Below are 12,888 nucleotides of genomic sequence, written 5' to 3'. Positions count from 1 at the left end.
GACGCTTGGGATCGACGATGGGAGGGCGGGTCACTCATCGATCGCATCGATGCGGACACAACGGACCTGATTTATACATTAGTAAGTGCTTAATTATATAAAATCTCGGCAATATTCCTTTGAGCAAGTCTCTCTTTTCTCGGCTGGGTTGGCGGTTCGCGCGTGCTATGCTGAATGACGGTGATGCTGCGAACACCGGCGGGGAAGACCATGGTCACCAGCCGATACGAGATGCTTAATCGAAAGCTGTCTGCGATCGTCTACGCGGACGTGCACGGCTATAGCAGGCTCATGGATCAGGATGAGGCAGGGACGGTTGTCCGCCTGACCCGATCGCTCAACCTCATACGCGGCCTGGTCGGCGACTACGGCGGTTCAGTTGTCGACACTGCCGGCGACGGCCTGGTGGCACTGTTCCCAGGCGCAGCGCTGGCTTTGCGTTTCGCGATCGAGATGCAGCGGGAAATGTCCAACGAGGCGGTATGGTCAGGCGCCCAGGAACCCATCGCCTATCGAATCGGCATCACCGTTGGAGACACGATCGCCAGCGATGGTGCGATCTATGGCCACGGCATCAATTTGGCCGCGCGGATACAGTCGCTGGCGACGCCGCGCGGCATCTGTATCGCTGAATCCGTTCGCCAGATTATCCGGAGTGAGACCGAGTGTTCGTTCCGCTCGCTGGGCAAGCAGAAGCTGAAAAACATTGCTGACGAGGTAGAGGTCTTCGCAGTCGATTTCGAATTGTCGCATGCCGAGCCCAGCATTTCGGCGCTGCCCTTCGCGCCCGCGCCCGAGCGTTTCGTCCCGGAGAGTTCGCTGGCAGTCCTGCCGCTCGAGAACGTTTCGGGCGATCCAGCGGACTTTCACTTGTGCCAAGGTGTCGTGGCCGACCTGATTTCCAATCTGTGCCGGTTCCGCAACCTGATGGTGATCGCGCGGCACTCGACACTGGCCGTTGTGGCGCGGACGCAATCGCTGCGCGAGATCGCCAATCAGCTCGGAGTTCGCTATCTCCTGTCGGGAAGCTTGCGCCGTGCGGGCACTCGCCTGCGGATTGCCATGGACCTGATTGACGCGCAGACCGAGAATACGATCTGGTCGGAACGCTATGACGGCAGCATCGAGGACATCTTTGCCTTCCAGGACGACGTGACCGCGACGACCGCGTCGCGGCTGGCCGTGCATATCGACATGGCCGAGAAGCGACGGCTGATATCGCAAAACCATCCCAACATTCATGCCTATGGCATGATCTTGCGCGGGCAGGATCTCAGCTTCCGCTTCCGTCCGGAGAGCAATTCGCATGCCCGGCGGCTTTATGAGCAGGCACGCAATCTCGATCCTCGCTATGCCCGCAGCTATGCGGCCCTATCGCGGACGTTCAATGTCGAATGGCGTTATGCCTGGACCAAGGATCCGGAAGGCGCGCTGAACGAGGCGTTGAACCTGGCGAACCTAGCCGTCCTGCATGACGATCTCGATGCCCGCGGCTATTCCGAGATGGGTTTGGCCCACCTCTACAAAAAGCAACACGATCCCGCGATCGCCGCCTACGAACGGGCCCTGCAACTCAATCCCAACGACGCCGACCTGCTGGCCGAAATGGGCGACTGCCTTGTCTACGTTCGTCAGGCAGAGCGCTCCGTGCAACTGCTCGAGCGGGCGATGCGGCTGAACCCTTACTATCCCGATGCCTATCTTTGGTATCTCGGCGATGCCTATTTTCAACTGGGCGAATATGAAAAGACGATAGAGACGCTGCAGAAGATGCGGGATGGCTCCGAGGGCCATCGGCTTATGGCTGCGAGCCATGCCCATCTCGGCAACGCCCGGGAAGCGGAAAGGCATGCCCATGCGTTGTTGCAGGTGCATCCGAACTTTACCACCGAGCAGTGGCGCAAAGTGCCCCCGCACAAACATCCCGAGGACACCGAGTTGCTTGTCGATGGCCTGCGAAAAGCCGGGTTAAGGTAGCACGGTCACACGGCTCTCGCGCGCGACAGGTGGCGTGGCCACCGCCGGAACGAGCGCTCGCGCCGGCCGCATTTCCCGCTGGTGCCGGTACTCCAGAGCGATCGCGCCCCAGACCAGCCCGAGCAGCAGGTATAGGTGGCGCCAGTGGTCGATGTCGATGAAGGTGCCGAGGCCGATATTGCCGAGATAGGCGACATAGGCGCACAGCAGATAGGGCTGCCACGGCCGGTCGCGCAGTAGGATGCGGAAGCCTGCCGCAATCGTCCACAGAGTTAGCGTCAGAAACGAAACGAAGCCCAGCCAGCCATAATCCATCAGCGCCTTCAGCCAGATGTCGTGCGTGTCCTCGCCATAGATCGTGCCGAAGACCAGCGGGCCGATGCCGAACGGATGCTCCATCGCCAGCTGGAAGCCGATCGCGTAGCGGGCGAAGCGGCCGAGCCGGGCGGTGTCGTAGCTCTGCTCGAGCTGCGCGCGCTGGCTGAACATGTCCGACACGCCGGGCAGTTGCAGGATGACGATGACGGCGATGACGAGCAGCGCCATGGCCGCGATCGTCATCACCACGACCCGCAGCCGGAACATGCCGCTGGCGCTCTGCAGGAACAGGCAGGCGGTGAGCAGCACCGCCGACACCGCGAACATGCCCCAGGCGCCGCGCGAGAAGGAAAAGAAGATGCCGGCGGCGATGACGAGCAGCGGCACAGCCAAAAGCGGCATGCGCGACACCGGACCGGTCAAGAGCAGGTAGAGCAGGTAGGTGCCGGGCAGCACCAGGAATGGCCCGAACACGTTCGGATCCTGGAAGGCGCCGGCGGCGCGGTCGTATTTGGTGAACATTTCCGCGCCCGGAAAGGCATGGAAATAGCCGGCGATACCGAGGAGCGACGTCGCCACTGCCGACACGACATAAGCGATGAAAATCAGCCGGTAGAGGCTCGGCTGGACCGAGGTCACCGAGGCAAAAAAGACCGCGCTGAAGGCGAGAAACAGCGAGACGGCGAGATAGAGCGGCGTGTTGGCGAGGTCCGCCATCTGCGTCATGGCGATCATGCCGCCGATATTCATCGCCACCAGGAGTACCAGCAATGGCACGATGGCGCGCGAGATCCTCAGGCCGAACAGCGCCCAGACCGCGATCAGCCCGGCCATGTAGATTTCGTAAGGCGCGGGCTCGCTGATGACGAAGCCGGAGAGCAGGATGCCGATGCCGATCGCCGCCGACGCGATCAGCGAAATCAGCTTGGCGTTGACAGCCTGTGGCTGCAACTTGCTGACAGCCTGCGGCTGCAACCTGTTGACCGCCTGCGGCTGCAACTTGTTGACAGCCTGCGGCTGCAACTTGTTGACCGCCGACGCGGGCAATTCATGGGCGATGGCGCTCAATAGGCGTTTTCCGTGTTGAGCAGGCGGATCGGCGTCAGGAACAGGATGCGCAGGTCGAACAGCATCGACCAGTTCTCGATGTAATAGAGGTCGTATTCGGTGCGCATGCGGATCTTTTCGTTGGTGTCCATCTCGCCGCGCCAGCCATTGATCTGCGCCCAGCCGGTGACGCCGGGCTTGACCTTGTGGCGGGCGAAATAGCCGTCGACCACCTCGTTGTAGAGCAGGTTGTGCGACTGCGCGGCAATGGCGTGCGGGCGCGGCCCGACCAGCGACAGCGAACCGAGCAGCGAATTGAAGAACTGCGGCAATTCGTCGATCGAGGTCTTGCGGATGAAACGGCCGACGCGGGTGACGCGCGGATCGTTCTTGGTCACCGTCTGCTTGGCGGTCGGGTCGGACCTGTCGGTGAACATCGAGCGGAATTTGTAGACCTCGATGATTTCGTTGTTGAAGCCGTGCCGCTTCTGCTTGAACAGCACCGGACCCTTGCTGTCGAGCTTGATGGCGATCGCGGTGGCTAGCATCACCGGCGAGAAGACGATGATGCCGATCAGCGAGAAGACGATGTCAAAAGCGCGTTTGGCGACCGAATCCCAGTCGTTGATCGGCTTGTCGAAGATGTCGAGCATCGGCACCGAGCCGATGTAGGAATAGGCGCGCGGCCGGAACTGCAGCGCGTTCGAATGCGCCGAGAGCCGGATGTCGACCGGCAGCACCCAGAGCTTCTTCAGAAGCTGCAAGACGCGCGATTCTGCGGTCAGCGGCAGCGACACGATCAGCATGTCGATGCGCGCGATGCGGGCGAATTCGATGAGCTCCGAGATCGTGCCGAGCTTGGGATAGCCGGCGACGATCGGCGGCGAGCGCTTGTCGTTGCGGTCGTCGAAGATGCCGCAGATGCGGATATCGTTGTAAGGCTGCTTCTCGACCGAGCGGATCAGCTGCTCGGCCGCCTTGCCGCCGCCGACGATCAGCGCGCGGCGCTCCATGCGGCCGTCGCGCGCCCAGCGCCGGATGAGCCTGGACATCACCAGCCTGAGGCCGGAGACCAGCAACAAGCCGGCGACGAACCACGTGCCGAACAGCAGGCGCGAATAGTCTCCCGACGTCTTGATGGCGAAGGCGGTGAGCGCCATCAGCGCGAAGCTGCCGGCCCAGACCAGCAGCACGCGGCCGAAATTGGCGAGCGGGCGCATCAGCGCCGCGATCTGGTAGCAGTCGGTCACGTCTAGCAGCACCACGGCCAGGAACGATGTCGCCGCGATCGCCAGCGGATATTGCCAGGCCAGATAATTGAAGAAGCCGACATAGTAGAAATAGACGCCGAGCCCGGACAGGAACAGTAGCGCGAACTCGACCATGCGCAGCACGCCGCTGACCATGATCGGCGACATGGTATCGCGCCGGTATTGCGAGGCGACCTGGCGCGCCACATCGTTGATGCCGCCCGGGTTTTCGCTCCCGGCCGGAGCGTCGTAATTGCGCACCGCATCAATGGAAAAGCGGCGCGCGGGGTCGATCTCATTCATGGGAACTGTCCGCCAGCTTCGCGCAACTGCATAGCAAAAGAGAGCTAAGAAAGCCTTGAAACAACCAGTGGTTTTGGAGCGGTTGCGGGCGGCCGCGGTTATTTGTTCAGCGCGGCGAAATAGGCCTTCTCGATCTCGGACGCCATCACATCGGCTCCGAATCGGGCCTTCAACTCGCCGGCCTGTGGCATCAGTTTCCGATAGGCGTCGAAGTCTATGAGCGCCGTCGCCATCTTGCCGGCAAGCTCGCCGGGATCCGGCCGGATCAGGGCAGGAGAGCCTTCGCCGAAGATTTCCGGAATGCCGCCGACCGCGGTCGCGATCATTGGCATACCGGCGGCGAGAGCCTCGAGCACGATATAGGGCATCGCCTCCGCGCGGGACGGCACGACGATCAGCTCGGCCAGCGCGAAAGCCTCCCTTGCCGGCATCGGCGGCAGGAAATGGACCTGGCGCTTGAGACCGAGCCGTTCGACCTGCGCGTGGTAGCGCACCAGGTCGTCGCCGTCGCCGACCATCACCGCGCTTAAGGGGCGCCCGAGCTCGTTGCCGGCCAAGGCCAGCGCATCGATGAAGATATCCGGGCCTTTCAGGTCGCGCATCATCCCGATGTATAAGAAATCGGCGGCATTTGCCGCCGTCACCACCGGTTCGAATTCGGCGGCGCGCAGGCCGTTATAGACCAACGCGTTGGGGATGGGCGGTTCGCCGACCTTGCGGCGGTAGGTGTTGCGCTCGTAGTCGGAAACGAACAGCAGGCAGTCGGTGAAGCGCGCCATGAAGCGCTCCAGGCCGAAGAACAGCTTTCCTGTCACCGTCGTTTCGTCATAGTGGAGGGAGCCGCCATGCGGCGAGTAGAGGCGGGCAACGCGAAACCTTGATACCCGCAACAGTGAGCCGAACAGCCGGGCATAGGCGCCGCCCTTGGCGCCGTGCCCGTGCAGCACGTCCGGCCGCAATTCCTGGATGATTCGGTAGGTGCGCCAGGCCGAGGCGATGTCGCCCGGCCCGACATGGCGCTGCATCGGCGTACGATGGATGCCGAGCGCCAGGCTGTCCTTCATCGCCTCGAAAAGACGCTCCTCATAGTCGCCGCCGGTGGTCGAGTCGCAGACGATGCCCACCGCATGGCCGGCGGCGACCTGCGCCTCGGTCAGGTCGCGCACATGCCGGAAGATTCCCCCGACAGGTGAGCGAAAGCAGTGGACGATCCTAAGGGTCACCGCCACGACGGTTTTTTCAGAACAGGCGTTCGCGGACGTAGACGGTGTCGCCGGGCAGGAGCGGGTCGGATGTCAGCACCCGCCCGGTCATCACTTTGCCGTTGATGTCGCGGGTGATATCGACGCTCTCCTGATTCGCGCGCGGTGTGAAGCCGCCTGCGATCGCGACCGCTTTCTGCACCGTGAGGCCCGGCACGTAGGAATACTGGCCGGCGGCGCCGACTTCGCCCATGACGAAGATCGGCCGGTAGCGGTCGATCTCGACCGAAACGTCGGGATCGCGCAGATAGCCTTGGCGCAACTTGTCGGCGATTTCCTTTTCCAGCTGCTGCGCGGTGTGGCCGCGCGCCGGAATAGCCCCGACAAGCGGGAAGGAGAGATAGCCGGACTGGTCGACGCTGTAGGTGTTGGTCAGGCCGTCCTGCTCGAACACCGTGACGCGGACGCGATCACCGGCGCCGAGTCGGTAGGGCTGGTCGAGCACTTCATGGAAGGCTGCGGGTGTCGGGCGGTAGCTCGAGCAGCCGGTGAGCAGCGACAAGGCAAGCAAAGCGCGAAAGAGGGAAGCAGTGCTTTTCATGACCGGCCAGGAACCTTCATCGCTCTTGCCGCAAGCCGCGGCCAACCCCAGGAAAGTGCGCCCGTTATCATCCTGTTAGGGTTAATGGGTGGTAAAGGAGTGCGGTTCGAGACGGCGCGGATCGGCAAAAAGCCCAATTGTTCTATTGCTTTCGCTCAATCTTCTTTGAGGGCTCTCTAATAAGCTTGCGTTCTGATCTTAACGGGTGAGTTACCATAGTTGTTTACGGTCCATCCTCGACTCATAGTTCGGAGCAGGATGCATGTCCGTTCAGTCCGCGGCCGCAGATGTCGATGTCGACCTGAGACAGCTTTTCGCCAGCCTGGGGCGGAACTGGCTGCGCATCGTTTTTGTCACGCTTCTGGTCACCGGATTGGCCTTTGCTTTCGCCTGGCTCGCGACGCCGTACTATAAGGCGACGGCCAAGCTGGAAATCGGCTCGCGCGAATCGGAGTTCACCCGGCCTCCGGGCACGAACGACGACGACAAGCCGATCCTCGACGAGCAGGGGGTGGCCACCCAGGTCCAGATCATTTCCTCTCCCGACATCCTCAAGCAGGTCGCGACCAAGCTCAACCTGGACAAGTTGCCGGAGTTCGACGAGGCGCTGAAGATGTCGGCACTTGGGCGCATCCTTGTTCTCGTCGGCTTGAAAAGCGATCCCTTCGATATCCCGCCGGATGAGCGCGTGCTGAATGCGATGCACGACAAGCTCAATGTCTTCGCCGTTGAAAAGACGCGCGCGATCGCGATTGAGTTCGCCTCGCAGGATCCCAAGCTTGCCGCTGCGATCGCGAACGGCATCGCCGAGGCCTATATCGCCTCGAAGGGCGACGCCAAGCTCGAATCGAACGCCGCCGCAACCGACTTCCTCGCGCCGGAAATCGCCGACCTGCAGAATCGCGTGAAGGACGCCGAGGCCAAGGTCGCGGCGTTCCGCGGCCAGTCGGACCTTCTGATGGGCGGCAACAATTCGGTGCTTCCGACTCAGCAGCTCTCCGAGTTGTCGAGTGAACTATCGCGAGTGCGCGCCAATCGCGCCGCCGCCGAGGCGAGCGCCGACAGTGTGCGTCGGGCGCTGCAGAATGGCGGTTCGCTGGACAGTGTGCCGGAAGTCCTGTCTTCCGACCTGATCCAGCGCCTGCGCGAGCGCCAGGTGGAGCTCAGGTCCAACATCGCCGATCTTTCCACGACCCTGCTCGACAACCATCCACGCATTCGAGCGCTCAAGTCGCAGCTTGCCGACCTCGACGGCCAGATTCGCAACGAGGCCCAAAAGATCATCCGGGGATTGTCGGCGCAGGCCCAGACGGCCAAGGCCCGCGAGGATCAGCTGATTGCCGACGTCAACACCCTGAAGGCCGCCTCCGCGCGCGCCGGCGAGCAGCAGGTCCAGCTGGACGCCTTGCAGCGCGACGCGAATGTTCAGCGCCAACAGCTTGAATCCTATATGGCAAGCTACAATGCGGCGGCCTCGCGCACGGATCGCAAATACCTGCCTGTCGCGGCGAGCCTGATCGCGAAAGCCCAAGTGCCGTCGCAGCCCTACTTTCCAAAGATCGGGCCGATCACCGGTGCCGCCGCCGCTGCTTCGCTGCTGCTGATGGCGATCGGCACGCTGCTCGGCGAACTGTTCTCCGGCCGCGCCATGAGTCCGGCTCCGGGTGCGCGCTTTGAGAACATAGAGCAGGTGGCGATGCCTGCCGCGCGCACCGAGCCGTTGGTCGCTGAAGCCGAGGATAATGGCGGCCCCTTTGCCCCCTACGAAGAGGTCGTGGCCAGTGAGCCTATGGTTGAGACGCCGCCTCAGAGGGCGGCAGCCATCAAGGCGAGTGAGGCAGCGCCCGTTGAGGCAGCACCCAGCAGCGCAGCCGTTGCGCAACCCGAAGCGCCCCCGTCGAAGCTCGGCGAGATCGATGTCGACAAGGCGGCGGAGAAGCTGATCGCTTCCGGCGCGGCGCGCGCGATCTTCGTGTCACCCGAGGGCGACGAGGCGGCCGCGTCCGCCGTGCTGGTGGCGCGCGAAGTCTCCGATGCCGGCCTGCGCGTGCTGCTGCTCGATCTTACCGCATCGGGTGCGGCGTCGCGGCCGATGCTGGACTCAAGCCTGTTTCCAGGCGTCACCAATCTTCTGGCCTCCGAGGCGCAGTTCAGCGACGTCATCCATCCCGATCTCTATTCGGATGCACATGTCATCCCGGTTGGCACCGCCGATCCGGTCCGCGCCATGCGCGCCGCCGACCGGTTGCCGATCATCATGCAGTCGCTCACCACGGCCTATGACCTCGTCGTGGTCGAATGCGGTCCGGCCGACGCGCAAGGCATCGGCCGCCTGGTCGGCGACGGCACCGAGGTCTTCCTGTCGATGCTGGAGGCCGACGACCAGGTGACGCAAGCTGCGGTGAAGCTGATCGAAAACGGCTATCCGGACCTGACGCTGGTCACCCCGGTCGGCCACGAGCCGCCGGGAACGCCGGTGCCGGGTCGCCGCTCGGCTGCATAGGGCTGAACGCCGCAGCGGTTCTGCGACAACGACATGCATCAAAACAAAGACTTAAAGTGCGGCGCCTGAATCCGTTTCAGCGCGACGCGCTTTAGGTGCAGGGCTGAACCAGGACATTTCTCGCCAGCTCCTGCACTTTACATCGGCAGCAGAGCACCTAGTTTTAGCGTTTCGCCCCGCGCGCTTTCGTGCGTGGATGATCGAGAGCGGGACCGTGGACTCTAGGCCGGTCCCTCCAAAACTCCCAAAGGATGGCTGCTATGACACAGGCCAAGAATGGCGACACTGTACGCATCAACTATACCGGACGTCTGGCCGACGGCACCCAATTCGATTCCTCCGGCAGTGAGCCGCTGCAATTCACACTGGGTGAAGGACAGGTGATTCCCGGTCTCGAAACCCATGTCGAGGGCATGGAGGTCGGCACCCAAAGCACCGTCACCGTCCCCGCCGACGACGCCTATGGCCCCCATCGCCCCGAAGCGGTCGTAACCATCGACCGCGCCAGCGTGCCGGAAAACATCAACGTCGATATTGGCACCCAATTGCAGGCCCGCACCCGCGAAGGACGCGCCATGCAGGTAACGGTCGTCGGCGTGGACGACGCCAGCGTCAAGCTCGACGGCAATCATCCGCTGGCCGGAAAGGACCTTGTGTTCGACGTAGAACTGGTCGAGATCGTTCAGGCGGCGTAGCTGGAACTCGAAGGTCCGCTCAGGTTCGCGGTCAAGAGCGCTACCTCCTCCAGAGGAGGGGCAGATCGCGAATGTCAAGGCGCGCGATCGATCAGGGCGTTGGATCCTTCCTGCGCGGCGCAATGCGCGCAGCAATAGATGATATCGCCCTGCTCGACGCCATGCCCGATGATCCGTGCACTGCAATGAGGGCATGTCGGCGCGAGCTTCTGGATCGCACACTCGAAGCTGTCAAACGTGTAGTTCTGCTCGCCCAGGCTCACTTGGAATGCCTTGTCGTAGTCATTGCCGCACTGGTCGCACTTGGCCATGGCCGTTCTCCTTCTGAGTGCGACAACCTCTCGGCTGGCGATAGGTTCCGCTCAAGGCCATTTGAAGGTCTCAACCTCGACCTGCTCGACGATTTCAGTCGGGAACTCGACGGCGATTGCGCGACTTGCCGAAAGGCTTTCCGGAGCTAATACATGTCGCCCAGAAGTGCGCAGCGGTTCTGGGACAACGACCTGCATCAAAACAATGACTTGAAGCGTGTCGCCTGAATCCGTTTCAGCGCAACGCGCTTTAGCTGTCGTCCTCGGCAGCGGCAGGCGCTGCCGCCTGGCCGGCCGCCTTCCGGCGCAGCATCTTGGTCAGCTTCCAGACCGTCGGGTTGTTCTTGATGAAGGCCTTGGCGCGTGCGCCTTGCCTCATGGTCGTTGACAGTGCGCGGCCCTTCAACGTCAGCGGCGCAAGCACCTCGAAATGCTGGATCTCGACATCGCACCAGAGCCGCTTGTAGGGCTCATCGCCGACCGAGAAGTCGTACAAGTCGAAGCCGAGCTCGCAGGCTTCCTGGATATTGTCGAAGAACAGGAAGTCGCCGGGGCTGGTGAAAGCGAGGTCGTCCTCGGCGATGGCGCCGAACTCGCAGATCAGTCGCTTGCCTGAGCGGCTGGAGCCGGTTACCGCGCGCAGCTTTCCCGCCACGTCCAAGCCGTGCAGCAGGAAGGACGGGTTCTCCTCCGTCAGCGCACCGGCAAACAGCGCCCGGAAGAAGTCGCGTACTCGGCTGTCGCCGAACACGTTGGCGATGCCCATCTTGGCGAAACGCGACTCCTTCATCTCGAGGAAGGCGTCGAGCAGCCTGTCGACCTCCTCGCGAGTGCGGGCCTCGATGCGGCAGAAGGTGCCGACGGCCTCGAACTTGCGCGTCTGCGAGCGGTGCTTCTTGCGTTTGCGCTTGCCGCTTGCGCGCGACAGCAACGCCTCGAACCCGCCGTCGAGATCGACCGCGAGTGCAAGATTCGGGCTTGGGAAATTGGGCAGCGCGGCGAGCGGGTTGGCGATGCCATCAAGGTCCGGCAGCAGCCTTTCCAGCGAGATGAGGTCGATGTCCGGCCGCGCCCTGGCGATTGCCTGGAACATCGAGCGGATCGCCAGGCCGTCGATGGCAGGCAGGAACCGCGGGTCAGCCGCGGCGAAATTGCCGTTGGCGTGGCGTCCGCCGACGAAACGGGCAAGCTTGAACGGGCCACGGCGCGCCACCTCCAGTGCCAGCGAAAGCGCGGGACGACCTTCAGCGCTTAGCGTTCCGATGACGATGTCCGCGCCGGTTGCCGTCGCCCAGTTGCTCACCCAGGCCGCGCTTTGTGCCGGTGCAAACAGCGCCGAGACGCAGAAGTGCGCGTAGTCGGCAAGGCCGGTGCCATCGCACGCGGTCGCCGTCCACCGGCCCTGATCGGCTCGCATGGGGCGTACGGAAGCCTCGTTGGCCGCGACCCGGTTGCCGTCAAATGACGTGGCGGCGTCAACCATCCCTCAATCCTTAAGACGTATTGGTTGCAACCTGGGGTTCGCAAGGCGCAACCCGTGCTTGGAATGAGCCTAGGCGCAAAAGGTGAAGGAATGATCGACGGGGGCGAGGCTATCCGGAAACTGGCGTTGAACCTTGCCCGCTACTCCGGCCTTGCGCCGCTGGCGCGGCCGTTTGTAGGCGGCATTGGCGCCATCCTGATGCTGCACCGCGTCACTGCGACTCCGGAGAAGCCGAACGGCGTCAATCGCCATCTGAACATCGCCCCGGCCTTCCTCGACCGGTTGATCGCCGACATGAAGGGGCGGGGGTATGCCTTTGTTTCCCTTGATGAAGCGATCGAACGCATAAGGGGCGGTGGCAAGGGTGGCCTGTTCGCCACGATCACCGCCGACGACGCCTATCGCGACAACATGACCGAGGCGCTGCCGGTGCTGGAAAGGCACGGGGCGCCGATCACCATCTATGTCGCGCCCGGTTTGATCGACGGTGCCGCCGACCTCTGGTGGGACGTGATCGAGGACATCGTCGACACCAGTTCGCGCCTGACACTGAACATAGCGGGCAAGTCGACTGTCATCGATTGCTCGACGCCTGGCAGAAAGATACAGGCTGTCGCGCGGCTGAACGCTTGGCTGACCTTGGAAGTCTCCGAGGAAGAGCAGGGCGCCGCGCTGCGCCAGCTGGCTCGTTCGAACGGGTTCGAATTTGGCTCAGGCCGCCCATGCACCTTGATGAATTGGGATGAGCTTCGCGCCATGGCCGCGCACCCGCTGGTGACCATCGGCGCACACACCGTCAATCATAGGAACCTGAAGCGGCTGCCCGAGCCCGACGCGCGCCATGAGATCGGCGACGTCCGCCGCATCCTCGCGGAAAAGCTCGGCGAGGAGCCACGCCATCTGGCCTACCCATACGGCTATGCCAGCGCGGTCGGCTGCCGCGAGGTGGGTTTTGCCCGCGACGCCGACTATGTTTCGGCGGTGACCACACGGCATGGTGTGCTGCGTGCCGAGCACGCCGGCTTCCTGCATGCGCTGCCGCGCATCTCCATCAATGGCCGCTATCAGAGCGTAGCCCATATCCGAACGATGCTGTCCGGCATCACGACGCCGCTCGCCAATGCCGGCAAGATGGTCGTCACGATTTAACTGGCATCAACACTGCCAATCACGTTCGCGTTTTGCGCTTGCCTGACGC

At 63.0% G+C, this 12,888-nt stretch carries 10 protein-coding genes; 4 read left to right on the top strand and 6 right to left on the bottom strand.

The features are described from left to right. Nucleotides 1-174 precede the first annotated feature (174 nt). The gene (locus tag YU3_RS0134880; RefSeq protein WP_198021773.1) at nt 175-1,977 is read left to right on the top strand and encodes a tetratricopeptide repeat protein; all 1,803 of its coding nucleotides are present in this window, start codon (nt 175-177) and stop codon (nt 1,975-1,977) included. On the opposite strand, the gene YU3_RS0134875 is transcribed toward YU3_RS0134880, so the two are convergent. The 4 genes from YU3_RS0134875 to YU3_RS0134860 all read right to left on the bottom strand — a co-directional run bounded on the left by YU3_RS0134875 (nt 1,969) and on the right by YU3_RS0134860 (nt 6,698). Beyond that, nucleotides 1,969-3,246: an O-antigen ligase family protein gene (locus YU3_RS0134875; RefSeq protein WP_051334221.1), complete on the bottom strand. Its 1,278-nt coding sequence runs from the start codon at nt 3,244-3,246 to the stop codon at nt 1,969-1,971. The genes YU3_RS0134880 and YU3_RS0134875 overlap by 9 nt on opposite strands. Nucleotides 3,247-3,359: 113 nt before the next feature. After that, nucleotides 3,360-4,895: an undecaprenyl-phosphate glucose phosphotransferase gene (locus YU3_RS0134870; RefSeq protein WP_027170470.1), complete on the bottom strand. Its 1,536-nt coding sequence runs from the start codon at nt 4,893-4,895 to the stop codon at nt 3,360-3,362. A gap of 98 nt (nt 4,896-4,993) precedes the next feature. Then, nucleotides 4,994-6,124 carry a glycosyltransferase gene (locus YU3_RS0134865; RefSeq protein ID WP_027170469.1) on the bottom strand — a complete coding sequence of 377 codons (1,131 nt, stop codon included), beginning with the start codon at nt 6,122-6,124 and terminating at the stop codon, nt 4,994-4,996. A gap of 10 nt (nt 6,125-6,134) precedes the next feature. Then, nucleotides 6,135-6,698, bottom strand: a complete 564-nt coding sequence (locus YU3_RS0134860; RefSeq protein ID WP_027170468.1) for a polysaccharide biosynthesis/export family protein — start codon at nt 6,696-6,698, stop codon at nt 6,135-6,137. Between the two features lie 262 nt (nt 6,699-6,960). On the opposite strand from YU3_RS0134860, the gene YU3_RS0134855 reads away from it, so the two are divergent. Both YU3_RS0134855 and YU3_RS0134850 read left to right on the top strand, forming a co-directional pair. Next, complete coding sequence (locus tag YU3_RS0134855; RefSeq protein ID WP_027170467.1) at nt 6,961-9,201, top strand: exopolysaccharide transport family protein; 2,241 nt, start codon at nt 6,961-6,963, stop codon at nt 9,199-9,201. Between the two features lie 260 nt (nt 9,202-9,461). Next, complete coding sequence (locus YU3_RS0134850; protein WP_027170466.1) at nt 9,462-9,896, top strand: peptidylprolyl isomerase; 435 nt, start codon at nt 9,462-9,464, stop codon at nt 9,894-9,896. Between the two features lie 74 nt (nt 9,897-9,970). Here YU3_RS0134850 and YU3_RS0134845 read toward each other — a convergent pair whose 3' ends face one another. After that, complete coding sequence (locus tag YU3_RS0134845; protein ID WP_027170465.1) at nt 9,971-10,207, bottom strand: hypothetical protein; 237 nt, start codon at nt 10,205-10,207, stop codon at nt 9,971-9,973. A gap of 250 nt (nt 10,208-10,457) precedes the next feature. Then, nucleotides 10,458-11,690, bottom strand: coding sequence for a GNAT family N-acetyltransferase (locus YU3_RS0134840; RefSeq protein WP_027170464.1), 1,233 nt, complete (start codon nt 11,688-11,690; stop codon nt 10,458-10,460). A 90-nt stretch (nt 11,691-11,780) separates the two neighbouring features. Between YU3_RS0134840 and YU3_RS0134835 the strand changes: the two genes are divergently transcribed. Continuing rightward, nucleotides 11,781-12,839 (top strand): polysaccharide deacetylase family protein, encoded by a 1,059-nt coding sequence (locus YU3_RS0134835; RefSeq protein WP_027170463.1) that lies wholly within the window; start codon nt 11,781-11,783, stop codon nt 12,837-12,839. The last annotated feature ends 49 nt before the right edge of the window (nt 12,840-12,888 follow it).

Source organism: Mesorhizobium sp. WSM3224, from assembly GCF_000427725.1.
Taxonomy (GTDB): Bacteria; Pseudomonadota; Alphaproteobacteria; order Rhizobiales; family Rhizobiaceae; genus Mesorhizobium.
The sequence above is the reverse complement of the archived record's forward strand: the minus strand, read 5'-3'. Positions and strand labels throughout refer to the sequence as shown.

Bases quoted from the DNA above. Each gene is read 5' to 3' on its own strand.
- YU3_RS0134880 (WP_198021773.1), top strand. From the start codon at position 175: ATGACGGTGATGCTGCGAACACCGGCGGGGAAGACCATGGTCACCAGC.
- YU3_RS0134870 (WP_027170470.1), bottom strand. From the start codon at position 4,895: ATGAATGAGATCGACCCCGCGCGCCGCTTTTCCATTGATGCGGTGCGC.
- YU3_RS0134860 (WP_027170468.1), bottom strand. From the start codon at position 6,698: ATGAAAAGCACTGCTTCCCTCTTTCGCGCTTTGCTTGCCTTGTCGCTG.
- YU3_RS0134855 (WP_027170467.1), top strand. From the start codon at position 6,961: ATGTCCGTTCAGTCCGCGGCCGCAGATGTCGATGTCGACCTGAGACAG.
- YU3_RS0134850 (WP_027170466.1), top strand. From the start codon at position 9,462: ATGACACAGGCCAAGAATGGCGACACTGTACGCATCAACTATACCGGA.
- YU3_RS0134845 (WP_027170465.1), bottom strand. From the start codon at position 10,207: ATGGCCAAGTGCGACCAGTGCGGCAATGACTACGACAAGGCATTCCAA.
- YU3_RS0134840 (WP_027170464.1), bottom strand. From the start codon at position 11,690: ATGGTTGACGCCGCCACGTCATTTGACGGCAACCGGGTCGCGGCCAAC.
- YU3_RS0134835 (WP_027170463.1), top strand. From the start codon at position 11,781: ATGATCGACGGGGGCGAGGCTATCCGGAAACTGGCGTTGAACCTTGCC.